The sequence below is a fragment of the Enterobacter sp. CPE_E863 genome, assembly GCF_046521465.1.
In the GTDB taxonomy this organism is placed as follows: domain Bacteria; phylum Pseudomonadota; class Gammaproteobacteria; order Enterobacterales; family Enterobacteriaceae; genus Enterobacter; species Enterobacter adelaidei.
The window spans coordinates 804,226-829,763 of record NZ_JBKFZX010000001.1 but is presented as its reverse complement, the minus strand read 5'-3'; the positions used below and the strand labels follow the sequence as shown (position 1 = coordinate 829,763).

General features: G+C 55.4%; 21 protein-coding genes. 10 read left to right on the top strand and 11 right to left on the bottom strand.

The window, feature by feature from the left end:
* Nucleotides 1-24: 24 nt before the first annotated feature.
* Both dapD and ACLHV8_RS03870 read left to right on the top strand, forming a co-directional pair.
* Nucleotides 25-849 (top strand): 2,3,4,5-tetrahydropyridine-2,6-dicarboxylate N-succinyltransferase, encoded by an 825-nt coding sequence (gene dapD / locus ACLHV8_RS03875; RefSeq protein WP_008501915.1) that lies wholly within the window; start codon nucleotides 25-27, stop codon nucleotides 847-849.
* Between the two features lie 111 nt (nucleotides 850-960).
* A complete protein-coding gene (locus ACLHV8_RS03870; RefSeq protein WP_008501916.1) occupies nucleotides 961-1,350 on the top strand; it encodes a DUF3461 family protein in 390 nt (129 codons plus the stop codon).
* A gap of 59 nt (nucleotides 1,351-1,409) precedes the next feature.
* Here ACLHV8_RS03870 and ACLHV8_RS03865 read toward each other — a convergent pair whose 3' ends face one another.
* The 3 genes from ACLHV8_RS03865 to dgt form a co-directional block, all read right to left on the bottom strand.
* Nucleotides 1,410-2,567, bottom strand: a complete 1,158-nt coding sequence (locus ACLHV8_RS03865) for a CdaR family transcriptional regulator (RefSeq protein ID WP_049005311.1) — start codon at nucleotides 2,565-2,567, stop codon at nucleotides 1,410-1,412.
* A 146-nt stretch (nucleotides 2,568-2,713) separates the two neighbouring features.
* On the bottom strand, nucleotides 2,714-4,150 hold the full coding sequence (gene degP / locus ACLHV8_RS03860) for a serine endoprotease DegP (protein WP_032666893.1): 1,437 nt from the start codon (nucleotides 4,148-4,150) through the stop codon (nucleotides 2,714-2,716).
* Nucleotides 4,151-4,281: 131 nt separating this feature from the next.
* Nucleotides 4,282-5,796, bottom strand: a complete 1,515-nt coding sequence (dgt, locus tag ACLHV8_RS03855) for a dGTPase (RefSeq protein WP_049005310.1) — start codon at nucleotides 5,794-5,796, stop codon at nucleotides 4,282-4,284.
* A gap of 83 nt (nucleotides 5,797-5,879) precedes the next feature.
* On the opposite strand from dgt, the gene mtnN reads away from it, so the two are divergent.
* From mtnN to ACLHV8_RS03840, 3 genes are read left to right on the top strand one after another with little or no spacing between them, the layout of a single operon-like run.
* Nucleotides 5,880-6,578, top strand: a complete 699-nt coding sequence (gene mtnN / locus ACLHV8_RS03850) for a 5'-methylthioadenosine/S-adenosylhomocysteine nucleosidase (RefSeq protein WP_028018306.1) — start codon at nucleotides 5,880-5,882, stop codon at nucleotides 6,576-6,578.
* Nucleotides 6,571-7,371, top strand: a complete 801-nt coding sequence (gene btuF / locus ACLHV8_RS03845) for a vitamin B12 ABC transporter substrate-binding protein BtuF (RefSeq protein WP_049005309.1) — start codon at nucleotides 6,571-6,573, stop codon at nucleotides 7,369-7,371. The genes mtnN and btuF overlap by 8 nt, the downstream gene beginning before the upstream one ends.
* Before the next feature lie 27 nt (nucleotides 7,372-7,398).
* Complete coding sequence (locus tag ACLHV8_RS03840) at nucleotides 7,399-8,022, top strand: TRIC cation channel family protein (RefSeq protein ID WP_028018308.1); 624 nt, start codon at nucleotides 7,399-7,401, stop codon at nucleotides 8,020-8,022.
* Nucleotides 8,023-8,061: 39 nt separating this feature from the next.
* Here the strand turns inward: ACLHV8_RS03840 and erpA are convergent, their stop codons facing one another.
* Together erpA and clcA are read right to left on the bottom strand one after the other, a co-directional pair.
* Nucleotides 8,062-8,406 (bottom strand): iron-sulfur cluster insertion protein ErpA, encoded by a 345-nt coding sequence (gene erpA, locus ACLHV8_RS03835; RefSeq protein WP_013095643.1) that lies wholly within the window; start codon nucleotides 8,404-8,406, stop codon nucleotides 8,062-8,064.
* A gap of 79 nt (nucleotides 8,407-8,485) precedes the next feature.
* On the bottom strand, nucleotides 8,486-9,886 hold the full coding sequence (clcA, locus tag ACLHV8_RS03830; protein WP_049005307.1) for a H(+)/Cl(-) exchange transporter ClcA: 1,401 nt from the start codon (nucleotides 9,884-9,886) through the stop codon (nucleotides 8,486-8,488).
* 176 nt (nucleotides 9,887-10,062) lie between these two features.
* Here clcA and hemL point away from each other — a divergent pair, with 176 nt between their 5' ends.
* On the top strand, nucleotides 10,063-11,343 hold the full coding sequence (gene hemL, locus ACLHV8_RS03825) for a glutamate-1-semialdehyde 2,1-aminomutase (RefSeq protein WP_134708315.1): 1,281 nt from the start codon (nucleotides 10,063-10,065) through the stop codon (nucleotides 11,341-11,343).
* Nucleotides 11,344-11,377: 34 nt separating this feature from the next.
* Here hemL and fhuB read toward each other — a convergent pair whose 3' ends face one another.
* The 6 genes from fhuB to hrpB all read right to left on the bottom strand — a co-directional run bounded on the left by fhuB (nucleotide 11,378) and on the right by hrpB (nucleotide 22,614).
* Nucleotides 11,378-13,360 (bottom strand): Fe(3+)-hydroxamate ABC transporter permease FhuB, encoded by a 1,983-nt coding sequence (fhuB, locus tag ACLHV8_RS03820; RefSeq protein WP_208595033.1) that lies wholly within the window; start codon nucleotides 13,358-13,360, stop codon nucleotides 11,378-11,380.
* Nucleotides 13,357-14,247: a Fe(3+)-hydroxamate ABC transporter substrate-binding protein FhuD gene (fhuD, locus tag ACLHV8_RS03815; RefSeq protein WP_208595034.1), complete on the bottom strand. Its 891-nt coding sequence runs from the start codon at nucleotides 14,245-14,247 to the stop codon at nucleotides 13,357-13,359. The genes fhuB and fhuD overlap by 4 nt, the downstream gene beginning before the upstream one ends.
* The gene (gene fhuC, locus ACLHV8_RS03810; RefSeq protein ID WP_208595035.1) at nucleotides 14,247-15,044 is read right to left on the bottom strand and encodes a Fe3+-hydroxamate ABC transporter ATP-binding protein FhuC; all 798 of its coding nucleotides are present in this window, start codon (nucleotides 15,042-15,044) and stop codon (nucleotides 14,247-14,249) included. Before fhuC ends, fhuD begins: the two co-directional genes overlap by 1 nt.
* 50 nt (nucleotides 15,045-15,094) lie before the next feature.
* Nucleotides 15,095-17,344 (bottom strand): ferrichrome porin FhuA, encoded by a 2,250-nt coding sequence (fhuA, locus tag ACLHV8_RS03805; RefSeq protein ID WP_208595036.1) that lies wholly within the window; start codon nucleotides 17,342-17,344, stop codon nucleotides 15,095-15,097.
* 235 nt (nucleotides 17,345-17,579) lie between these two features.
* Nucleotides 17,580-20,105, bottom strand: coding sequence for a bifunctional glycosyl transferase/transpeptidase (mrcB, locus tag ACLHV8_RS03800; protein ID WP_128348534.1), 2,526 nt, complete (start codon nucleotides 20,103-20,105; stop codon nucleotides 17,580-17,582).
* Between the two features lie 79 nt (nucleotides 20,106-20,184).
* Nucleotides 20,185-22,614, bottom strand: coding sequence for an ATP-dependent helicase HrpB (gene hrpB / locus ACLHV8_RS03795; RefSeq protein ID WP_208595037.1), 2,430 nt, complete (start codon nucleotides 22,612-22,614; stop codon nucleotides 20,185-20,187).
* 73 nt (nucleotides 22,615-22,687) lie between these two features.
* Here hrpB and thpR point away from each other — a divergent pair, with 73 nt between their 5' ends.
* The 4 genes from thpR (at nucleotide 22,688) to gluQRS (ending at nucleotide 25,519) form a co-directional block, all read left to right on the top strand.
* A complete protein-coding gene (gene thpR, locus ACLHV8_RS03790; RefSeq protein WP_049005299.1) occupies nucleotides 22,688-23,233 on the top strand; it encodes an RNA 2',3'-cyclic phosphodiesterase in 546 nt (181 codons plus the stop codon).
* Nucleotides 23,233-23,937 (top strand): DNA/RNA nuclease SfsA, encoded by a 705-nt coding sequence (sfsA, locus tag ACLHV8_RS03785; protein ID WP_049005298.1) that lies wholly within the window; start codon nucleotides 23,233-23,235, stop codon nucleotides 23,935-23,937. Before thpR ends, sfsA begins: the two co-directional genes overlap by 1 nt.
* A 176-nt stretch (nucleotides 23,938-24,113) precedes the next feature.
* Nucleotides 24,114-24,569, top strand: a complete 456-nt coding sequence (gene dksA, locus ACLHV8_RS03780) for an RNA polymerase-binding protein DksA (protein ID WP_001155232.1) — start codon at nucleotides 24,114-24,116, stop codon at nucleotides 24,567-24,569.
* A gap of 59 nt (nucleotides 24,570-24,628) precedes the next feature.
* A complete protein-coding gene (gluQRS, locus tag ACLHV8_RS03775) occupies nucleotides 24,629-25,519 on the top strand; it encodes a tRNA glutamyl-Q(34) synthetase GluQRS (RefSeq protein WP_028018319.1) in 891 nt (296 codons plus the stop codon).
* The last annotated feature ends 19 nt before the right edge of the window (nucleotides 25,520-25,538 follow it).

The window sequence follows — 25,538 nt, the reverse complement described above, 5'->3', positions numbered from 1 at the left end:
TTAGTGAAATGGAAAGAGTAAACAATGCAGCAGTTACAGAACGTTATTGAGTCCGCTTTTGAGCGTCGCGCCGAGATCACCCCGGCCAATGTGGATACCGTGACCCGTGAAGCGGTAAACCAGGTTATTTCCCTGCTGGATTCCGGCGCATTGCGTGTGGCAGAAAAAATCGACGGTCAGTGGGTCACTCATCAATGGCTGAAGAAAGCCGTGCTGCTCTCTTTCCGTATCAACGATAACCAGGTTATCGACGGAGCTGAAAGCCGCTACTTCGATAAAGTGCCAATGAAATTCGCTGACTATGACGAAGCGCGTTTCCAGAAAGAAGGTTTCCGCGTGGTTCCACCAGCGGCAGTTCGTCAGGGTGCTTTTATCGCGCGCAACACCGTGCTGATGCCATCCTACGTGAACATCGGTGCCTACGTTGACGAAGGTACCATGGTGGATACCTGGGCTACCGTTGGCTCCTGCGCGCAGATCGGTAAGAACGTTCACCTGTCCGGCGGCGTCGGTATCGGTGGCGTCCTGGAGCCACTGCAGGCTAACCCAACCATCATCGAAGACAACTGCTTCATCGGCGCACGCTCAGAAGTGGTTGAAGGTGTGATCGTGGAAGAAGGCTCTGTGATCTCCATGGGCGTTTACATCGGCCAAAGCACCCGTATCTACGACCGTGAAACCGGTGAAGTGCATTACGGTCGCGTTCCGGCGGGCTCCGTGGTGGTTTCCGGCAACCTGCCGTCAAAAGATGGCAAATACAGCCTGTACTGTGCGGTTATCGTGAAGAAAGTCGATGCGAAAACTCGTGGCAAAGTTGGCATCAACGAACTGCTGCGCACCATCGATTAATCGGGTATAACAAAAAGCGGGGGCAACCCCGCTTTTTTTATATCTGAGGGTGGCGAAAATAGATTTTTTCGTTAATTATTCAAAGGTTATGTTGAGATCAAGGGTACCGCTATGTACGATAATCTGAAAAGTCTGGGCATTACCAATCCTGATGAAATTGATCGTTACAGCCTCCGTCAGGAAGCCAATAACGATATTCTGAAAATCTATTTTCACAAGGACAAAGGAGAGTTTTTCGCCAAGAGCGTGAAGTTTAAATATCCACGCCAGCGTAAAACCGTCGTCGCTGACGGTGTAGGACAAGGGTACAAAGAAGTTCAGGAAATCAGCCCTAACCTGCGCTACGTGATCGATGAACTCGATCAGATCTGCCAGCGCGACCGCACTGAAGTCGATCTCAAGCGTAAGATCCTCGACGATTTGCGTCACCTTGAAAGCGTTGTGACGAATAAGATCAGCGAGATTGAAGCAGATCTTGAGAAATTAACGCGGAATAAATAAGTCAGGTGCGGCCTGTTGCCCTCACCCCAGCCCTCTCCCACAGGGAGAGGGTGAAACTCTTATCTCTGCTCATCCAGCTGCAGCGCCACATACAGCAGCAGTCTGTCGTCAAAACTCCCCAAATCCAGCCCCGTCAGCTCCGAAATCCGGTTAAGCCGATATTCAAGAGTATTGCGATGAATAAACAGCGCTTTCGAGGTCGCCAGCGGCTGCACATTATGACGAAACCACGCCTGTAGCGTCCGGCGCAGTAAGCCATTGCTGTCCATGGCCTTCAGGCGCGCTAATGGCCGTGCCAGCTCATTAGCCTGCCAGCCCCCGCGCAGGCTGTCGAGCAGCACCGGCAGCATCAGATCCTGATAAAAATAACTGCGGCTTTCCGGCATCCGCTGCTTGCCCACCATCATGGTGGTGCGTGCAGTACGCCAGGAGCGGGCAATGCTGCCCGGTCCGGTAAAGTAATTGCCCAGCGCAACGCGAAAACGCAGTTGACCATTTTCCTTCATCCGGGAGATCAGCAGCTCCACGCGACGACGATGATCGTCCGCATCCCAGCGGCCGAATGCATTGAGCGCCGGTTTGAGCACCACCATTTCCGTCAGAGACACAATTGCCACCAGGTTATCGCGCTCCGGCGTCGCCAGCGCATTTTGTAGCTGCTGCAGCTCAACCATCGCACTGTCGACCCCAAGCTGGCCGCTATCGACCTCAATCACCGCCACCACACGCGGCTGGTTCAGATCAATCCCCAGACGCTGCGCCCATTCGCTCAGTGCCGGCGTGTGTTCTTCCGCCTGGATCAGATTCATCACCAGCTCTTCACGCAGGCGGCTGTCCTGGGCGAGCAGGTGCATCAGGCGCGACTGTTCCAGCATCATCTCTGCCGTCATGCAGACCAGCTCGCCGTATTTACGCAGGGACTCCGGCTCGCCTGTCAGGCCAATTACCCCCACAATCTCGCCTTCAAGGCGCAGCGGCAAATTAATGCCCTGACGGACGCCGTGCAGGTGTTTCGCTACCGCATCGTCGATATCCACGACCCGCCCCTGGGAGAGCACCAGCAACGCACCTTCGTGCAATTCACCAATACGCTCACGATCGCCGCTACCAATAATGCGCCCACGAGCATCCATTACGTTGATATTGGTATCAATGATTCGCATGGTGCGCGCCACAATATCCTGCGCCATTTTGGTATCAAGGTGCCAGCCAGCCATGTAACCCTCCTCTGAGCAGAGCTCAAGCATAGGGAAGTTCAGCGGCGGCTGCATTGTGCGAATGCACAAAGAGAGAGGAAGATATATGGAGTTGTGGTAAGAGTCACAGAAACGAGAAAGCCCCTGCGTACAGGGGCTTTAGAGGATTACTGCATCAGCAGGTAGAGAGAGGTATCCCCACGCTGGATATTCAGCGCCAGCACGGAAGGCTTGCTGTCGAGAATTTTGCGCAGTTCAGCAATGTTTTTCACCGGCTGCTGGTTAGCACCCATGATGACATCACCTTTTTTCAGGCCGATACGTGCAGCCGGTGAATTCGCTTTCACGTTGTTCACCACCACACCTTTATCCGCACCTTTATTGCTCATCTCGGCACCTTCAATACCGCTGAAGATGGTGCTGGAATCCACCTGATTCTGGCTGCTCTGCTGCAGTTCCAGGCTCACATTAACCGGCTTACCGTCACGCAGCAGGCCAAGGGTCACTTTGCTGCCAATCGGCATAGAGCCCACTTCCGCACGCAGGGCGGCAAAGCTGCTGATCGGTTTACCGTTCAGAGAGGTGATCACATCCCCCGCTTTAATACCCGCTTTTGCCGCAGAGGAGTTCGGCATCACCTGGCTGACGAATGCCCCACGCTGAGCGTCAACTTTCATCGCCTTAGCCAGTTCGGAGTTCAGTTCCGTACCGAGGATACCGAGCTCACCGCGTTTCACCTGGCCGTACTGCACCATCTGCGCGGTCAGGTTTTTCACCATGTTACTTGGAATAGCAAAGCCGATGCCGATGTTGCCACCGTCCGGGGCCAGGATCGCGGTGTTGATCCCGATCAGTTCACCGTTCAGGTTAACCAGCGCACCGCCGGAATTACCGCGGTTGATCGCCGCATCCGTCTGGATGAAGTTTTCGTAGTTTTCCGCATTCAGACCGCTGCGACCAAGAGCGGAGACGATACCCGAGGTGACGGTTTCACCCAAACCGAACGGGTTACCGATCGCCACAGTGTAGTCACCCACGCGCAGCGCGTCGGAGTCGGCAATTTTAATCGCCGTCAGGTTTTTCGGATCCTGAATCTGGATCAGCGCGATATCAGAGCGCGGATCTTTACCCACGACTTTTGCATCGAATTTACGGCCGTCGCTCAGCTGAACTTTAATGGTGCTGGCGTTATCAACAACGTGGTTGTTCGTCACCACGTAGCCTTTCGCCGCATCAATAATCACCCCAGAACCAAGCGCCATGAATTTCTGCTGCTGGCCGCCGCCCTGGCTGTCATCCCCAGCGCCACCGCCCTGACAGAACGGAGAACTCTGGAATGGCGAACCGTCCTGGCAGAATGGTGAGTTGTCACCAAAGAACTGCTGGAAGTTACGCGGCATACGCGGCGTGTTGACGGTCGTGCTGCCCTCAACGTTAATACTCACCACCGATGGCATCACTTTTTCGAGCATCGGTGCCAGGCTTGGCATCTGCTGCGCGGTTGCTGACGACGACGCGGTCTCGGCTGCCGTAGCCGTCAGAGGAGACAGCGCTAAACCTAAACTCAGAGCCAGTGCACTCATTGCTAATGTGGTTTTTTTCATGTTTCTCAATCTCGATTTACAGGTAACGCATAATTGCTGTGTAACTCAGATTCGTTTTATACCGCTTAGTTCCGGCGATAAGTTTATGGAAAAGGTAAAAATTTATTGGCCGTCTTTACAAAACTCAGCGTTTATTCCACAGCCATGAGCTTGCGGTATTCATCCCAGGCATACAAATCTGTCATACCGCTGATATAGTCCTGGATAAGACGACAGCGATAATAATATTCCATCACTGGCCATTGGGGAGAATGGCGATCCAGCTTACCGACCGCTTCAACATACGCCAGCCGATGACGGGTTGAGAGTTTCTGATAAAGGCGGGATTCGATGGGTATTCCACGCACGCGTTCTTTTTCCACCAGTTCACTGAACTCATCGACCGATAACTGAAGCAATGGAGAGTAAATTTCCAGTAACCCACTGATCACCCGGTATCCCTGTAGCTCTAGCTGTTCGACATCCGGATGGCTAAATACATGTCGCATTGCCACATGCTTATAAAGCTCAAGGAGTTGACTGAAACTGCTGTCATCTTCCAGCAGCGCGTGATTGAATTCCCCGCTGAAAATTAGCGGCAAATTATCAATAAAACGCGACGCGGCATACGGCACCAGTTTATTTAGTGTATTGACCCGTAAATACATAAAGAACTGATCTTCCGTGCTGCGGCTTAACGTATTTGAGCGCGATTTCTCCCAGGCATTTTCGACAACCTGAGCAAACAGCGACCCTTTTTCATGCTTTCCCCAGGCAGTATAAAGATGCTGATAAAGCTCCTCGACGCTGAATATTCTTTTCTCAACGGCATCTTCCAGGTCGGCAACACAATAGGAAATATCGTCTGCGGCTTCCATAATCCAGGTTAATGGAAAACGGCCGTTTGGCGTCAATGAAAGTTCTTTACGTAGCCGTTCAATATAGGCTTCTTCAGAAAGGTAATAGCCCGGCTTTTTCATCAAATAGCTGTGGGATGCGGGCGTCTCTCCCATCCACCAGGCAGGACGCGTATATTTCAGGATACAGCCGACCTGTGCCCAGGTCAGGTTCATACGCATCAGGGAATGGACCAGTCTGATCCCCTGCGCATTACCTTCGAAGTGACACAGATCCTGGCGCACTTTGCGACGCAGATCGTTCAGCCCCTCTTCGCCTTCGCGCAGGCGTAGATCGCGTACGATGCAGCGGTCATCACTAAGCGGCTGGCTTACCGCATCCGAAGGGTAAAGTCGTTGTTTAAACCAGTCATTGATTGCCGCTTCACCAAAGTGACCAAACGGCGGGTTGCCGATGTCATGCATCAGGCAGGCCATCTCAACGATGCTCTCAAAGGGGCCTGTCAGTTCGTCCAGCCCATAGGTTTCCAGCAAACGTTGCTCTTTGAGACGGCTCAAAATCTCTTTGGCAATGTAACGGCCAACCTGCTGCACTTCCATTGAGTGGGTTAAGCGAGTGCGCACTGCAGCGTTACGTTCAAGCGGAAATACCTGAGTCTTTTGCTGCAGACGACGGATGGCGGGCGAGTTAATGATCCGCCCGCGATCGCTTTCGAAGATACGCAGTATCTCATGTTCGGTCTTGTCGCCCTGCGGCGAACGGAAACGTCGGTGCCAGTTAATTTTGGTGCGAAAATCGATCTGCGCCATGTGCTCCCCCGCGTGAGAAATGCGCTTCCACTAAAGCCCATGATAGACTATGCATCTTAACAAGGCACATCGCGAGTAAATCTATGAAAATCGGCATTATTGGTGCAATGGAAGAAGAAGTTACGCTGCTGCGTGACAAAATTGAGAACCGTCAGACGCTCTCTCTGGGGGGTTGTGAGATCTACACCGGCCAACTGAACGGTGTTGACGTGGCTCTGCTGAAATCAGGCATCGGTAAAGTGGCTGCTGCACTGGGTGCAACCCTGTTGCTTGAGCGCTGCAAGCCAGACGTGATCGTTAATACCGGCTCTGCGGGCGGTCTGGCACCGTCGCTGAAAGTAGGTGATATCGTCGTCTCCGACGAAGCACGTTACCACGATGCTGACGTCACCGCATTCGGCTATGAGTACGGCCAGCTCCCGGGTTGCCCGGCAGGGTTTAAAGCTGACGATAAACTGATTGCGGCGGCAGAAACCTGCATTGCCGAGCTGAACCTCAACGCTGTGCGTGGTCTGATTGTGAGCGGTGATGCCTTCATCAATGGTTCTGTTGGCCTGGCAAAAATCCGCCATAACTTCCCGCAGGCCGTTGCCGTTGAGATGGAAGCGACCGCGATCGCTCACGTTTGCCATAACTTCAACGTACCGTTCGTGGTGGTTCGCGCCATCTCTGACGTGGCAGATCAGCAGTCTCACATCAGCTTCGACGAGTTCCTGACCGTTGCGGCAAAACAGTCCACCGTGATGGTGGAACGCCTGGTGCAGAAACTGGCACGTGGCTAAACATACCGTCAGGGCGCTGGCCGCCCTGCTTCTGCTTACGCCGGTATGGCTCTATGCTGTGCCGCGCGTGATTACACTCTCTCCCGCCAACACCGAACTGGCATTTGCCGCCGGGATCACGCCCGTTGGCGTAAGTAGCTTTTCAGATTACCCCCCGCAAGCGGCAGGTATTGAACAGGTTGCGACCTGGCAGGGAATGAACCTTGAGCGCATCGTCGCACTTAAACCGGATCTGGTGCTGGCGTGGCGTGGCGGTAATGCCGAGCGGCAGGTCAACCAGCTCACCTCGCTTGGGATCAACGTCATGTGGATTGATGCCGTGAGCATTGAACAAGTCGCTCAGGCGCTACGCTCTCTCGCCCCTTATAGCCCAACGCCCAAAAAAGCCGAGAGCGCGGCGAAACAGATGCTCAGCGACTATGCCGCGCTAAAATCGCGATACGACACTCCAGTTAAAAAGCGCATCTTCCTGCAGTTTGGTAGCCAGCCGCTGTTCACCACCGGTAAAGGCTCAATTCAGAATCAGGTGTTGGAAGTTTGCGGCGGTGAAAATATCTTTGCTGCCAGCCGGGTACCGTGGCCTCAGGTCAGCCGAGAACAGGTACTGGCACGCCAGCCACAGGCGATTGTCGTGGTCGGAAATGCGAGCGAGATTCCTAAAATTGAACAATTCTGGCGAAACCAGCTAAAAATTCCGGTGATCCCACTCAACAGTGACTGGTTTGAACGCGCCAGCCCGCGTATTATCCTCGCCGCAAAACAGCTCTGTGCCGCGCTGGCAGAGAGTCACTAACATAAGACCCTGTTCGAGGATTTAACGATGCTCGTCTATTGGCTGGATATTCTTGGCACAGCCGTTTTTGCTATCTCCGGTGTCCTGCTGGCCGGGAAACTACGCATGGATCCGTTTGGCGTGCTGGTACTGGGCGTTGTGACCGCCGTTGGCGGCGGGACTATCCGCGATATGGCGCTGGCGAATGGCCCCGTGTTTTGGGTAAAAGATCCCACCGACCTGGTGGTGGCGATGGTTACCTGCCTGTTAACCATCGTCCTGGTGCGTCAGCCCCGCAGATTACCAAAATGGATACTTCCGGTGCTGGACGCCGTCGGCCTGGCCGTGTTTGTGGGTATTGGGGTCAATAAAGCCTTCAATGCGGGAACAGGCCCGATGGTGGCAATCTGCATGGGGGTCTTAACCGGCGTCGGCGGCGGGATCATTCGCGATATTCTGGCGCGTGAAGTGCCGATGATTCTGCGTACCGAAATCTATGCTACGGCCTGCATTATTGGCGGGATTGTTCACGCCACGGCGTACTACACCTTTGCTGTTCCGCTGGAAAACGCTGCTATGCTGGGCATGGTGGTGACGTTGGGAATACGTTTAGCGGCGATACGCTGGCATCTGAAGCTGCCGACGTTTGCGCTGGATGATAACGGAAGGTAAAAGCAAAACGGTAACCGCCAGGTTACCGTTTTTTGGTCATCAGATGCTGAACGACGAACCACATCCGCAGGTGCTGGTTGCGTTCGGGTTGGTCACAACAAAGCGTGAACCTTCCAGACCTTCAGTGTAATCCACCGAACCGCCTACCAGATATTGCAGGCTCATCGGGTCAACCACCAGCGCAACGCCCTGCTTCTCGATAGTCATATCGCCATCGTTAACCTGGTCGTCAAAGGTAAAACCATACTGGAAGCCGCTGCAGCCGCCACCGGTAATATAGACACGCAGTTTCAGATCCGGATTGTCTTCATCGGCAATCAGGGTTTTCACTTTGTTGGCTGCTGCTTCGGTAAATTCCAGCGGCAGCGCTACGTCATCACTCATCTTATGCTCCCATGAATACTGCTATTGGGCAAAATTCACCCAATTCTTTATGTCATTATCTAATACCCTGGTATTTCATTCAAGTATTCTGCGTGGCCGCCCGTTCAGCCTCTTGTTTTGCCAGGGTACGTGCAAGGATGGTGGAGTATAGCGGTTTTCCACCCAGGAATTGGGCTAATAGTGTCGCGCCGAGGCAGGTAATGATCATTGGCAAAATGAGCTGGTAATTATCCGTCATTTCCAGCACCAGCACGATGCCGGTCAACGGCGCGCGCAAGGACGCGGCCAGCAGCGCCCCCATTCCGGCCACCGCAAACGTCCCGGCGTCCAGATGATAAGCCGGGAAACCCACTTCAGCCGCCATCCCAAACGCGGTCCCCAGCAGCGTGCCCAATGCCAGCATTGGCGCGAAAATCCCGCCGGGTGCACCGGAGGAGAAACACAACACCGTTGTGATGACGCGTGAAATAAACATAAACAGCAGCAGACCCACGCTGAAATTGCCCGCCGCCGCGATGGGAATCAGCCCGAAGCCACCGCCAGCGGCATTGGGCTCAATAAAACCGAGTAGACCACACATCCCACCCAGCAGGCCGCCCATCAGCACCCATTTGGTGGTATTTCCGCCGTGAATGCGCTGGAACATATCCTGAGCACGCAAAATAGAGGTGTTAAATAGCGGGCCAACCACGCCAAAAATCATACCGAGGATCAGGTAAAGCCACAGGGTATTCACCGGGGCATTGGTGAGTTTGCCGACCTCAATCACCGCGCCCTCGCCATTGAAGATGCGAAAAACGATGCTCGACATAATGACGCCAGTAAACACCGCTTTAATCGAAATCAGGTTGTAGCGAAACTGCGCGCGCATCTCTTCGATGATAAACAGGATCCCCGCCAGCGGCGCGTTAAACGCTGCCGAAAGCCCCGCCGCCGCGCCGGTTGCCAGCAGCGTATGGCGCGCTTCGGCGCTACGCATCCGAAACAGATCGCCCACCATGCGGCCGACGTTCCCGCCCAGTTGTACGGTTGGCCCTTCTCGCCCCAGAACCATGCCCGCCCCGAGCGTTCCCATACCCCCGATAAATTTTACCGGGATGACGCGCCACCAGCGCACCGGGCGTAACTCTTCCAGCGCACCTTCAATTTCCGGGATCCCTGAACCGCCAGCTTCAGGAGCAAATTTGCGCACCAGAAAGTAACCCACCATGGCAAACAGCGCCGACAGTCCGAACGCCCATACCCAAACCAGCCACCGACTATCGGCGAAACCGGCTACGGTGCCAACTCGCCAGTTCAGTACCGCATTGACCGCTTTTTCAAATAGTACACCCACCAGCCCGGCGACTGTACCGACCACGGCAGCAGCCAGCAGAATAGCCAGCGGGGTTTTATCGCGATTGAGCAAACGTCGAATGCTAATACGGTGCTGTATGCGTCTGAACTGTTGTTCTTCAAATGTGGGGATGTCTGCTTTCATTACCGTTTCTTATCGTCATACAAATAGCCCCAGGGATTCTACCAGAGTGCGCCATGTCATCCCGTGAAAAATACTTAACAATTGTTTAGGAATGAAAGAGGCAAAAATTTCATTACCTTCCGCGGATCACTTAGAATAGTGTGCTTAATCATTTTATACGAACCAGGAACGACGCCATGAGCAAGTCTGAAAACCTCTACAGTGCAGCCCGCGAGCTTATTCCGGGTGGCGTGAACTCACCTGTACGCGCCTTTACCGGCGTTGGCGGCACGCCGCTGTTTATCGAACGTGCTGACGGCGCGTATCTGTATGATGTCGATGGCAAAGCCTACATTGATTATGTCGGTTCCTGGGGACCGATGGTACTGGGGCATAACCACCCTGCTATTCGTAACGCGGTGATTGAAGCGGCTCAGCGTGGCCTGAGCTTCGGCGCGCCAACCGAGATGGAAGTGAGAATGGCGGAGCTGGTGACTGAACTGGTGCCCACCATGGACATGGTGCGCATGGTGAACTCCGGTACCGAAGCCACCATGAGCGCCATCCGTCTGGCGCGTGGTTTTACTGGCCGCGACAAAATCATCAAATTTGAAGGCTGCTACCACGGCCACGCGGACTGCCTGTTGGTGAAAGCGGGCTCCGGCGCGCTGACCCTCGGCCAGCCAAACTCTCCGGGTGTACCGGCTGATTTCGCAAAGCACACGCTAACCTGTACCTATAACGATCTGGATACCGTTCGCGCAGCGTTCGAGCAATATCCACAGGAGATCGCCTGCATTATCGTTGAGCCCGTTGCGGGCAACATGAACTGCATCCCACCGCAACCTGATTTCCTGCCGGGCCTGCGCGCACTGTGTGATGAATTCGGCGCGCTGCTGATCATTGACGAAGTGATGACCGGCTTCCGCGTAGCGCTGGCGGGTGCCCAGTCCTATTATGGCGTTGAGCCTGATCTGACTTGCCTCGGCAAAATCATCGGCGGCGGTATGCCAGTCGGTGCATTCGGTGGCCGTAAGGATGTGATGGAAGCCCTGGCACCAACAGGCCCGGTTTACCAGGCGGGAACGCTCTCCGGTAACCCAATCGCGATGGCTGCGGGCTTCGCCTGCCTGACCGAAGTGGCTCAGCCTGGTATTCATGAGACCCTGACTGACCTCACCACTCAGCTGGCAAACGGTCTGCTGGAAGCCGCCGAAGAAGCGGGTATCCCGCTGGTGGTGAACCATGTGGGAGGGATGTTCGGAATTTTCTTCACCGATGCGAAAACCGTCACCTGCTATCAGGATGTGGTGAAATGTGACGTCGAACGCTTCAAGCGTTTCTTCCACCTGATGCTGGAAGAAGGGGTGTACCTGGCTCCGTCAGCGTTCGAAGCGGGCTTTATGTCCGTGGCGCACAGCGAAGACGATATCAATAACACCATCGACGCGGCGCGTAAGGTGTTCGCGAAGCTCTAAGGGCATTGCCGGGTGGCGCTAACGCTTACCCGGCCTACCTGCTCTGCTTTCTTAACAGATAAATAAAGTACGGCGCGCCAATAAAGGTCGACAGCAGACCTGCCGGGACCTGATAGGGAAACAGCACCATTCTTCCGCACCAGTCCGCAAACACCAGCATTATCCCGCCCGTTAGCGCCGACATCACAATATGCGGCATGGTCCGGCGAAAACCCATCATTCTGGCGATATGCGGAGCCATCAACCCCACAAAGCTTAGCGGTCCTATCGTCATGGTGGCCGTCGCCGTCAGACACGCAGCCAGCAGAAGAAGCGCCACGCGCGTTGGCGTTAGCGCTAACCCGACCGCACGTGCAGTTTCGCCCCCCAGCGGCAGGATGGTCATCCAGCGACGACACAGCGGCACAACCGCCAGCAACACGATCATCACGATCCCGGTGTAAACAACCTGGCTGCCGGTAGCACTGTACGTTGAGCCGGAAATCCAGGTCAGAATCTTCGCCATACGCGGATCGCCACTCGCCTGAAGCAGCATCAGCAACATGGTAAATGCCGTGCTGAGCGCCATCCCGGCCAGCAGCATTCGGTGCGGGGAAAAACCGCCGCGACCAGAAGCAATCAGGATGATTAACAGCGTCACCGCCGCACCAATACTCCCCGCAGGCATCAACCAGCCGAATGCATTTCCCGGCACGAGGAACAACATCAGCACCACGCCGAACGCCGCGCCAGAGCTAATCCCCAGCACTTCCGGGCTGGCCATCGGATTGCCGGTCAGGCGCTGGATAATACAGCCCGCGACGGCCAACATGACCCCGGCAATTAACGCGGAAAGCACCCGCGGCCAGCGCCACTGCAGCAGTTCATGGAATAAATCGCCCGTTGCCCAGTGCCAGCCCGCCGCATCACGCCCAAAAGCGAATGCGGCAAACAAAGCAATAATCAGCACCGCCAGACCGGCAAGGCTAAACCACAGCACTGACTGACGTTCAGCATGAACCTTATCGCCAACATCCATCGCCGGCGCGCTAATACTGCGCAGACGCGGGAGTAGCCACAGCAGCAGCGGCGCACCTATAAGCGCGGTCACCGAGCCCGTCGACACTTCCCTCCAGACATGCGCCAGCCAGAGAATGATCTGATCGGAAAGCCAGAGGATCAGCGCGCCAATCAGAGGAGCCAGCATCAGGCGCGCCAGAAGACGCCGTGCGCCGAGCATTTTTGCCAGCAGCGGAGCAAAGAGGCCAATAAACCCGATGATGCCAACGGCGTTTACCAGCAAAGCGCTCAATACAATTGCCAGCGTCAGCGCCGCCAGACGAGCCAGCGACAACGCCAACCCCAGGTTACGCGCCACACCATCATCCAGCCCCATTAACGTTAACGGACGCAGGAGCAGCAGGGTCAGCAGTACACCGCCAATTAGCTGCGGCCACAGACGCTCAACACCACTCCAGTCAGTCTGGGTAAGGGTTCCGGTACTCCACAGGAACATGCTTTGCAGCTGATCGTGATGGAACAGCACCAGCAGTTGATTAATCGCGCCACAATAGAGACTGACCACCAGCCCGGCCAGGATTAGCGTCACGGGGGACAGGCGTTTACCCCAGGCCACGCCAAAGACCAGCGCCCCCACCACACATGCCCCCGCGAGAGCCGCAAACTGCGTGGTTAACGCGCCGGGCAGCGCCCACAGCGTGGTAATGGTGATCCCAAGCTGCGCACCTGTTGCAACACCCAGCGTCGTCGGCTCTGCCAGAGGGTTACGCAGTACCTGCTGGAACAAAACGCCCACCAGGCCTAACCCGGCCCCGACCAGCAGCGAGATCGCCAGACGCGGTAGCAGGCTGTAGTGGAACACCATCTGCTGAATGTTGTTGATATCCGGGGCTGTCAGAGCGGTGCCCCACTCCCCGCGCGGCAATGCCGTCGACAGGTTGAACCAGGTTAAAACCAGCGCAGCAAGGAAGAGTAAGGACAACAGCAGTGCCGGGAAGCGTGCAATACGCGTACTCATGCTTTACCTCCCAGCGCATTATCCAGCACGCGGGCAAAATGCATGGCCGACAGCGTCGCGCCGTAGAACCATACCGCTGGCACGCGCTGGAAACGCTGCTCACGCACAAACGGCATCGCCTGCCAGAGCGGAGTGGCCATCAGCGTTTGCATGCCACGTTCGTTGCCGTGGTCGAAACACAGCACGTCGACATCACGAAATGCCGCCAGGCGGTCAATACCTACGGTCGTACTGCCCCAGAAGTTCATCTCACCTTCCCAGGCATTGCGAATACCAACACTGTCGAGCACGTCCTGGAACAGACAGTTTTTGCCAAAGACCAGCATATGGCGGGCATCCAGTAACGTCATCATCAACAGCGGGCGATCGCCCCGATGGGCAAAGCGCGGCTTCAGGGAATCAATCAGGGCGTCGAATTCGTCGAGATGCTTTTTAGCCTCCGCCTCACGGTTGAGGATATGCGCCATCTCGTTAATAGAGTGTTTCGCCATGGTCAACGGTTTTTTACCGTCACTGAAGGAGAAACCTCGACCGGGCGCAATACGCGCCATTGTCTCTTCTGACGGACCGTACCCCGCAGACCAGAACAGGAATGACGGCTTCATCTGAGTGAGCAGTTCAAGGTTTGGCTCAGTACGCAGGCCGACGTCGATCACCGAGTCCGGCAGCTTCGGCTCGTTCACCCAGAGGTTATAGTTGGGAATGTCCGCCACGCCATAAGGCGTGACGCCGAGCGCCATCATCAGCTCGACTGGCAGCCACTCAAGAGCCACGATACGGTGCGGATCGACGGCAGCGGCATGCGCCGTATTCATTTTTAATAACAACGGTGATAGCGCCATTGCCGTCAGCAGGCGACGGCGGCTCATTTGCATTGAATCCAGCATCAGTATACAAAGCTCACCGGTGCTGCCCCGGCCGGGTGAGGCAGAATACCCATTGGAATTCCGTAAATGTGTTCCAGCGTTTCGCTGCGCATCAGTTCGGATGGTGTGCCCTGCGCAATCATTTCCCCGCCACGCAGCGCGACGAGGTAGTCACAATAACGCGCGGCCATGTTGATATCGTGCAGGACCGCAATCACCGTCAACCCACGCTGCTGGCTTAAGCGATGTACCAGCGCCAGAACGTCAACCTGATGGGCAATATCCAGCGCAGAGGTGGGTTCATCCAGCAGCAGGCAACGGCTGTCCTGAGCCACCAGCATCGCAATCCACGCGCGCTGACGTTCGCCCCCGGACAGGCTATCCACCAGACGGTGTGCCAGCGGTTTTAATCCCACCAGCGAAATCGCCTCTTCCACTTTTTCTCTGTCGGCGACACCGAAACGCCCAAGCGCCCCGTGCCACGGATAACGCCCAATCGCTACCAGTTCACGCACCGTCATCCCCTCCGCCTGCGGCAGCTGCTGCGGCAAATACGCGACTTTGCGGGCAAAGGCTTTACTGCTCCAGCTCTCCAGCGGTTGGTCATCAAGCAGAATATCGCCTTCCGAAGGCGGCTGATGGCGGCCCAGCATCTTAAGCAAAGTCGATTTACCGGAACCGTTGTGACCAATCAGGCCAGTGACTTTACCAGCAGGGAATGCCAAAGAGAGCGGATGCAGCAAGGTGCGCCCGGGTACGCGAAAGGAGAGATTGTTGAGCGTAAAAGTGGTGTCGGATTGCGTTTTATTATCCTGCATGTCAGCCAACTTAAATAAAAAGGGCACGGCGAACCGTGCCCAAAGAGAGATTAGAAGCGGAAGGTCGCAGTGGCTACAACCTGACGTTCAGCACCCCAGAAGCAACCGTAGGTGTTGAAGCAGCTGGCAACATATTCACGATCGAACAGGTTGTTCACGTGAAGCGCGACGTTTGAGCCGGCCATCCCTACACGCGCCAGATCGTATCTGACAAGTGCATCAACCACGGTATAGCTGCCCACTTTGAAGGAGTTCGCCGGATCGCCGAAGCTGGAACCGGTATAACGAACGCCAGTACCCAACGTCAGGCCAGACAGCGGGCCATCAAACATGGTGTAATCCCCCCATACGGAGGCCATGTGTTTCGGCACCTGCGCTGGCGTGTTGCCTTTGTAGTTAGTGTCGGTAGTGTACTCGGCATTGGTATAGGTGTAAGAACCGACAACGTTAACGCTCGCAGACAATGCCGCTTTCGCTTCCAGCTCTACGCCACGGGAACGGATCTCACCGCCTTCAACGGAGAAGAATGAGCCCGCTGGATCAGCCATCAGGTTGTTGGTTTTCGTCAGCTGGTATACCGCACCGGTAATCACGATCGGACGATCGTTCGGCACGTATTTCACACCCGCTTCGTATTGCTTCCCTTTAGACGGAGCAAAAATGTTGCCACTCGCACCAGTCTGGGAAGCAGGTTCAAAGGATTCGCTATAGCTGAAGTAAGGCGTTACGCCATTGTCGAACAGATAGTTAACGCCACCGCGCCAGGTGAACTGCGTGTCATCGCGTTTAGCTGTCGTGTTCGTTACGCGGTTATAAGACTCTTGATCGGCCCAGTCATAACGGCCACCAAGGGTTACCAGCACTTTATCCCACTGCGCCTGATCCTGAACGTACAGACCTGTCTGTTTCTGGCGGTTGAGAATTTGATAAGGGCCTGAAGTTGCAGGATCTTTTGAGCCGAAATCAAAATCGCTGTTCACCGGATGGTAGAGATCCAGCAGCGGTACAGAATCGTCATAACCAAACCAGGAGTTGATGTCATTACGCATACGCATAAAGTCAACGCCGGTCAGCAGAATGTGGTCCACCTCACCGGTAGAGAATTTGCTCTGCAGTTGAGTATCAACGGTGAAGTTCTGCAGTTTTTCATGATCGACAACGTATTTACGCGCCAGGTAATGGCCTTTGTCTGCCGGGGCTAACGCTGCACACTGTTTGTTGCCGCTATTCGCAGGATCGGTACAGACGCCATAGCCGTAAACGCTGTTTTGCGAAGTTTTATTCTCGGCAAAACGCAGGTTCTGACGCACGGTAAAGGTATCGTTGAATGCGTGATCGAAGCTATACCCCACCATTTTCTGGTTACGGGAATAGGTGTTGTTCTTCGCGCCTTCGTTGAAGTCAGTCGGCAGACGATCGCCGTTTGGCAGCGGATCAACCGTTCCCTCTTTTGGCAGCCAGCCGTAGTAGCCCGTTTCAGGCTCGTTCTGGAAATAGGAGAGGAACGTGAAGGTGGTTTTATCATCCGGACGCCAGGAGAACGATGGCGCGATAGCATAACGCTGTTCTTCCGCACGCTCCTGCTGGGCATTGTTAGAACGCGCCACGCCGGTTAAACGGTAGGAGTAAACGCCGTCGTCGTCGATCGCATCGCTAAAGTCAAAGCCAGTCTGGAACAGGCTGTCAGTACCCACTTTGAACTGGATCTCTTTCAGCGGCTCAGTGGTTGGGCGCTTACTCACCATATTCAGCAAGCCACCAGGGCTGCTTTTTCCGTACAGAACAGAAACCGGACCACGCATGATTTCAGCGCGTTCCAGCATATAAGGGTCAATCACCGCGTCGTTATAGAAGTTGCCCTGCATCTTCATACCGTCGAGGTAGTTATTCTGGCTCTGACCATCGGCCGCGAAACCGCGAATGAGCAGGTAGTCATAGGTATTGGACGCACCACGCGTGCCGACCGCAACGCCTGGGGTATAACTCAGCGCTTCTTTAACAGAGCGTGGCTGATGCAATGCCATCTCTTCAGCAGTCACGACCGAAATGGACTGTGGGACCTTTTGAATCGGGGTGTCCGTTTTCGTTCCGGTCGCGGATTGCCTTGCAGCGATAGTCGCAGCGGGTCCCCAGGCACTTTCCTGTGCCGCAGGCGCTGCGGTTACCGTAATGTTTTCTTCTTTTTTAGGGGTTTCGGCAGCATGTGCATAAGTCGACATGCCGGCAACCGCTGTGGCGACGACGACCGCGAGTTTACGCAGCGACGTGTTCATTGGCTGAGCAGTATTGGAAAGCGCCATGTTGAATCTCTGATGTGAAAGTGAATGATAACGTAAACGAGAATTATTATTATGAGCGCCAGAATAATATGCGAAACGCTGGTTGCATAGCAAGCAGTAAGCGGCCCTATGAGAATTAAGGGTTTAAGAAATCATCAAGAGAAAACGAAGGGTTAATCAGAGTTAAAGCGAGGGTTAACGAAATGAGGTCTACGGGTAAAAAAAGCCCCCTTCCAGGGAAGAGGGCTTTAAAAGGCTAGTTACCGCCGAACATATCTTTAATCCAGCCGGCGACACCGTCGCTGTCTTTCTTCTCATTCTGCTGCTGCGGCTGTTGCTGCTGCGGCTGCTGTGGCTGAGAAGACGAATCAAACGGATTGCCCGATGGTTGTTCTGGCTGACTTTGCTGACACAGCGCGTCCGGGTTGGTCGTCCAGACCGGCAAGGTACGCATCCCGCCGCCGCAGACAAAGTTACCGGAACCATCCACGCCCATATCAACAATGTCTTCCGGAGCGACCAGATTCAGCGGCACCGGGGACTGATTCGCCAGATAACGCTGGTAAATCGACATTGCCCCGCTTGCGCCGTACAGTTTGGTCGGCTGGTTGTTGTCGCGACCGACCCAGGTGATCACCACTTCACGGCCATCAATACCGGCAAACCAGGTATCGACGTTGTTGTTGGTGGTCCCGGTTTTACCCGCCAGATGCAGACCCGGATACTTCGCTCCCAGTTGACGCCCGGTACCACGCTGCACAACCTGTTGCATCGTCCACAGCGTCATATAGGCGGCCTGAGCGGGCACCGCACGTTCAGCCTGCGGGAAGCTCTGATACAGCACGGAACCATCTTCAGCTATTACTGAACGCAGCGCAGACAGCTGTGCGCGGTTCCCCCCGCTGGCAATGGTCTGGAACGCCTGTGCGACTTCGATTGGCGTCAGGTTAAGCGCACCCAGAATCATCGCCGGTACCGGATTTAGCTGATCTTTCGAAATACCCAGTTTCTGCCAGGTATCAACAATCGCTGGCAGGCCCAGTGACATGCCCAGATTAACCGTTGGTACGTTCATGGAGCGGGTTAACGCATCCACCAGCATCACCTGGCCGCTGAACTGTTTATCATCGTTCTGCGGTGACCATACCTGGCCGTTAGGCTGACGCAGGGAAATTGGCGCATCCGCAATCCAGGTATTCAGGCGGTACTGGTTTGGCTGACTCAGCGCAGTGAGATAGGTTGCTGGTTTTGCCAGAGAGCCGATCGAACGACGCGCCTGCATGGCGCGGTTGTAACCTGCAAACTGTGGCTCAGCCCCGCCCACCATCGCGCGAACTTCACCGGTGTTACGGTCAACCACCACCATCGCGGTTTCAAGATCGGAGAGCTTGCGCTGTTTCTTCAGCGCCGGAATGCCTTCCACCGCCGCTTTTTCCGCGGCATCCTGCGCTACGGAGTCAAAGGTAGTGAAGATCTTCACGCCGGAGAGATCTTTAACCTTATCACCGAGCTTACTTTGCAGCTCCTGACGCACCAGCTGCATAAACGCAGGTTGAGGCGAGATCACGCCACCGCGCGGCTGCACGCCGAGTGGACGAGCGCTCAGCATCTCGTACAACTCCTGATCGATCACCTGCTGTTGCTGCAGCAAACGCAGCACCAGGTTACGACGCTCAAGCGCCAGTTTTGGGTTACGCCACGGGTTATAAATTGACGCCCCTTTCACCATGCCGACCAGCAGCGCCTGCTGGTCAAGGCTCAGCTCTTCAACCGGACGGCCAAAGTAGTACAGACTCGCCAGCGGGAAACCTCGGATTTCGTTATCACCGCTTTGGCCGAGGTACACTTCGTTCATGTACAGCTCAAGGATACGATCCTTGCTGTAACGCGCGTCCATCAGCACGGCCATGTACGCTTCGTTGGCCTTACGCCAGTAAGAGCGTTCGCTGGAGAGGAACAGGTTCTTCACCAGCTGCTGGGTGAGTGTACTCGCCCCCTGCACCGTGCGCCCTGCTGTCAGGTTCGCCAGCACCGCACGCCCTATGGAGTAAAGGCTGATGCCATCGTGCTCGTAGAAGTGACGGTCTTCGGTTGCCAGCAGCGTATCCACCAGCAGATCCGGGAAACCGTTACGGGCCACAAACAGACGCTGTTCACCGTTTGCTGACGAAAGCATGGTGATCAGGCGAGGATCAAGACGGAAGAAACCGAACTGGCGGTTGTTATCCATGTTCTCTATGGTATCCAGACGATCGCCGTCAAAGGTCAGACGCGCCCGCACCTGTCCCTCTTTGCTGTCCGGGAAATCAAACGGACGGCGGATCATCTCGATGCTCTTCGCCTGCACGGTGAATTCACCCGGGCGCGTCATCTTAGACACCTGACGATACTGGGTCGCTTCCAGCAGTTTCACCATCTCGTTCTTACTGATGGACATATCTGGCTCAAGGTTCACCATGCGGCCATAGACTGCCGCAGGCAACTGCCAGACTTTACCGTCGATGCGGCTGCGGATCTTCTGATCCAGATAGACGCCGTAAATCGCCATCAGCACAACAAAAATAATGAACAGCTTCAGCAGCAGCCAGAACCAGCCGCGTTTACCCCGAGGCTTACGCCCTTTGCCTTTCCCTTTACGCGGCATCGGTTCTTCATCCTCATAATCGTCTTCATAGTCATCGTCATAGTCCTCATCTCTGAGGCGACGACGGCTTACCTTTTCTTTCGCCGGACGCGTTGGTTTTCCCTTACGTCCTATTGGCTCGCGGTCATTCCCCGCCATGCTTTTTCTCCGCAACTTTCAGGCGCAAAGGCCCGATTCTCTTTTCTTCCACATCACCGTGAAAGAAGAAATCTCTCAATTAAGAATATTTCTTCGTACGCCGTGTCGGCGCGGTATTCGCCGGATCGTCCGGCCAAACGTGTTTGGGATATCGCCCTTTCATCTCTTTTTGCACTTCCCGGTAGCTTCCCGCCCAGAACGCCCCCAGATCGCGGGTGATCTGTAGAGGACGATGAGCAGGCGACAACAGTTCAAGCACCACCGGCACACGCCCTTCCGCGATAGACGGCGTGGTCGCCTCACCAAACATTTCCTGCATCCGAACCGCCAGCGCTGGCGGATTATCCTCGTGATAACGAATGGCAATTCGGCTTCCGGTCGGCACAGTGTAATGCCCTGGCAGTTCACTATCCAGACGTTGACGTAATGACCAGTCCAGTAAATTCTGTAACGCGACCTTAACATCAAGGGCTTTTAGTGCCCGCAGCGAGTGTACACCGCGCATTTGCGGCAGCAGCCAGCTCTCCAGAGAGGCAAGCAGCGTCTCATCATCCACCGCGGGCCAGGCATATTCTGGCAGCCAGCGCGCGGCACAGTGCAGACGAATACGGTATTGCTCCGCCTCTGGCGTCCAGTTCAGTACGTTCAACCCTTTTTCCCGAATGCCGTTTAGCATCGCCTGATGCATCTCTTCTTCTGACGGCTTCGTCAGTGGCTTCGTGCCGAGGGTCAGTTTGCCAATCTGGCTACGCCGAAACGCTTTCAGGGTGCCCTGGGTGTCATCCCATTCGACAATATCAGATTGCTGAAGCAGTTGCGGACATGCACGCGTCAGGGCCTCAATATCGACAGCTATCGCCAGTAATATCCGCGCATCCGGCGACTGGCTGCCCTGAAGCAGAAGCGGCGCAATCAGCCACTCATGGCGCGTCATAGCATCGTCGCTGTCCAGCATCGCGCCCATGCCATTTGCCAGCTGATATCGACCGTCCAGCCCGCGTCGGCGCGCAATTCGGTCCGGAAATGCTTGTGCCAGCAACTGTGCGATAATATCGCTGTCTGGCAAGCCGCCACGGCTGTTTAGCCGTTTGCTGAGCTGCTGCGCCCGTTGCTGCCAGTTCCCCTGATTACGTGAAAATGCCTGCGCCAGATCGCTGCTGCCACCGCGCGGCGGCTCCTCAAGAATAGCTGCCAGTTTCGCCGCCGTGGCAATTTCATCTTCCCCTTGCGCGGCCACCAGCATTGCGGCCAGACGCGGATCGTTGCCCAGCGCGGCCATTTTTTGACCGCGCGCCGTCAGACGCTCCCCTTCCAGCGCGCCAAGCTGGGCCAGCAGTGTACGCGCTGCGGTGAGGTTTACGACAGGAGGCGGATTAAGCCAGGTCAGTTTTCCCGGATCCGGACAGCCCCATTGCAGCAGATCCATCACCAGACCTGATAAATCACTTTGTAAAATTTCCGGGGGACTTTGTTGTGCCGCGCGTTCAGCCTGCTCTGCGCTGGTCAAATGCAGGCAGATACCCGGCTCAAGACGCCCGGCACGGCCTGCGCGCTGTACCATCGACGCCTGGCTTATACGTTGCGTCAGGAGTTTCGTCAGCCCGGTACGCGGGTCAAAGCTTGCCACTCTCTCCTGCGCGCTATCCACAACCAGGCGAATACCTTCGATGGTCAAACTGGTTTCCGCAATATTGGTTGCCAGTACCACTTTGCGCTGCCCCGCAGGCGCCGGGAGAATCGCTTTACGCTGGTCGGCCAGCGACAGCGCGCCGTAGAGCGGACACAACAGTACATCGCTGCTGACACGGGAGGCCAGGTGCTCCTGCACGCGCTGGATTTCGCCCACGCCGGGTAAAAACAGCAGCAGCGAACCGGGTTCCTGACGCAGCAGTTCTGCGGTTGCGATGGCGACCGCTTCATCAAAACGCTGATGGGCAGGCAGCGGTTGATAACGGCGCTCTACGGGAAACGCTCGCCCTTGCGAGGCTATCACTGGTGCATCAGGCAGCGTCTGCTGCAGCCGTTCGTTATCCAGCGTCGCCGACATGATGAGCAGCCGAAGGTCGTCACGCAGCCCCTGTTGAACATCCAGTAACAGTGCCAGAGCCAGATCCGCCTGCAGGCTGCGTTCGTGGAATTCATCCAGAATCACCAGCCCGACGCCGGTCAGTTCAGGATCGTTTTGCAGCATGCGGGTGAGTATTCCCTCGGTCACCACTTCAAGCCGCGTGGTTGGGCCGATACAGGTTTCAGCGCGCATACGGTAGCCCACCGTCTCGCCCGGTTTTTCGTTAAGCAATTCCGCCAGGCGTTGTGCTACGTTGCGCGCGGCCAGCCTGCGCGGCTCCAGCAGGATAATTTTCCCGCTGATATTCCCGTCTTTCAGGATCTGCAGCGGCAGCCAGGTGGATTTACCGGCCCCTGTCGGGGCATTCAGCAAAACCTGCGGGGCATGTTGTAAGGCAGCGAGAAGCTCGGGAAGGACGACGGCGACCGGCAATGAGGACACTAACAGCTCCAGAGGGTTAACATTAGTCGGCGTACATTGTAGCATCGGCGCATATCATTACCGAGTCCCCCGTATGTCTGAGTCGAAACGGCTGTTTTTTGCCATTGAATTACCCGCCCCGATACAGCGGCAAATCGTTCGCTGGCGCGCTGAGCACTTCCCGCCGGAAGCGGGTCGCCCTGTTGCCGCGGCTAACCTGCACCTGACGCTGGCCTTTTTGGGTGATGTGAGCGCCGATAAGCAGCGAGCCCTGGCATCAATGGCCGGACGGATCTCTCAACCGGGGTTTACGCTACACCTTGATGATGCCGGGCAGTGGTTGCGCTCGCGGGTGGTCTGGCTGGGTACGCGCCAGCCGCCTCGTGGGATATTACAGCTTGCAAATATGCTGCGCGCCCAGGCGGCACGCAGCGGCTGTTACCAGAGCCCGCAGCCGTTTCATCCGCATATCACGTTGCTGCGCGATGCAGGTCAGGCCGTTGCCATCCCACCACCAGGTTTTCACTGGGCCTTTCCGGTTAATGAATTCGCACTTTATGAATCCGTCTTTGCACAAGGACGCACCCGCTACACGCCGCTACAGCGCTGGACGCTGGGCAACACCGTTAAGGACGCCTGATGAAGTTTAGCCCTCCCCTGCAGCACGCCACGCTGATTCAACGCTACAAACGCTTCCTCGCAGACGTAGTCACGCCTGAAGGAACACAGCTCACCCTGCACTGCCCCAATACCGGTGCTATGACGGGGTGTGCGACACCGGGTGACCGGGTCTGGTATTCCACATCAGAGAATATGAAACGCAAATATGCCCATACCTGGGAAATGACCGAAACACAAAGCGGGGCATTTATTTGTGTTAACACCCTGCGTGCCAATCAGCTGGTTAAAGAAGCGCTAATGAATAATGCCCTTCCCGAACTGGTGGGTTATGACACGCATAAAAGCGAAGTGAAATATGGCGATGAAGGCAGCAGAATCGACTTCATGTTACAGGCGCAAGACAGGCCTGAGTGCTATATTGAAGTAAAATCAGTGACGTTAGCGGAACAGGAAAATGGCTACTTCCCGGATGCGGTAACGCTACGCGGGCAGAAGCATCTGCGAGAGCTAATGAGTGTTGCGGCGGCGGGCAAACGCGCCGTGTTGCTGTTTGCGGTTTTGCATTCAGCCATTGAACGATTCTCTCCTGCCCGCCATATTGATCCTAAATACGCGCAATTGTTGAATGAGGCACAAAAGCAGGGGGTAGAGGTTTTGGCTTATAAAGCGGAACTTTCTGCCGATAATATGACTCTGAGATCCTCTCTTCCCATTGTCTTATAAGGGATTAGACGATTGATGATTAAGTGTTCTGGCCGCGTGCGCAAATACGCTTTTCCTCACAGGCTTGTCAAGTGTTACGTTTAGATAATTGCCATCCGGAAAAGCATCTGCTATTTATAGCGACCTGATTTTTCCCCCGACACGGGGATCGATAGTGCGTGTTAAGGAGAAGCAACATGCAAGAAGGGCAAAACCGTAAAACATCGTCCCTGAGTATTCTCGCCATCGCTGGGGTGGAGCCGTATCAAGAGAAACCGGGCGAAGAGTATATGAACGAAGCCCAGCTGTCGCACTTCAAGCGTATTCTTGAAGCATGGCGTAATCAACTCAGGGATGAAGTCGATCGCACCGTTACTCATATGCAGGATGAAGCTGCTAACTTCCCGGATCCGGTCGACCGCGCCGCTCAGGAAGAAGAGTTCAGCCTCGAACTGCGTAACCGTGACCGCGAACGCAAACTGATCAAAAAGATCGAGAAAACGCTGAAAAAAGTCGAAGACGAAGATTTTGGCTACTGCGAATCCTGTGGTGTTGAAATCGGTATTCGTCGCCTGGAAGCGCGTCCAACCGCCGACCTGTGCATCGACTGTAAAACACTGGCTGAAATCCGCGAAAAACAGATGGCCGGTTAATACCAGCGCTGTTTACACACTCCAAAGGCGGGAGTCACTCCCGCCTTGTTACTGTTGATATGTCTGAATCACACTATATTGGGCGCTTCGCGCCATCTCCTTCCGGTGAATTACACTTCGGCTCATTAATTGCCGCGCTCGGCAGCTACCTGCAGGCTCGTGCCAGCCAGGGTAAATGGCTTGTTCGCATTGAAGATATTGACCCTCCGCGTGAAGTTCCCGGTGCAGCAGACACCATTCTGCGTCAGCTGGAACATTACGGTCTTCACTGGGATGACGACGTTCTCTGGCAATCAAAACGTCACGATGCGTATCGGGAACGGCTGGCCTGGCTTCGCGCTCAGGGGCTTTCCTATAACTGCACCTGTACCCGCGCACGCATCCAGAGCGTGGGAGGGGTTTATGACGGTCATTGTCGTACGCTTAATCTTCCCCCGGAAAATGCCGCCGTGCGCATCAAGCAGCGCTCCCCGGTGACGCACTTTAACGATTTACTCTCCGGCAAGATCCACGCCGATGAACGTCTGGCATGTGAAGATTTTATTATCCACCGCCGTGACGGTCTGTTCGCCTACAACCTGGCCGTTGTCGTGGATGACCATTTCCAGGGCGTCACGGAAATCGTTCGTGGCGCAGATCTTGTTGAACCTACCGTGCGGCAAATATCGCTCTATCACCAGTTTGGCTGGAAAGCGCCGGATTACATTCATCTGCCGCTGGCAGTCAATGAACATGGCTGTAAGCTGTCGAAGCAAAACCATGCGCCAGCCCTGCCACACGGCGATCCACGCCCGGTTTTGATCGACGCGCTGCGATTTCTCAACCAGAATGTAACCAACGAATGGCAGGATCTGCGTATTGACGAACTGCTGAAAATGGCGATCGCCCACTGGACGCTCACGGCGGTGCAAAAAATCCAGCATTCTCAAATGCGTTGCGCTGAGCTATGATTAGCCGCTTTTTTCATAA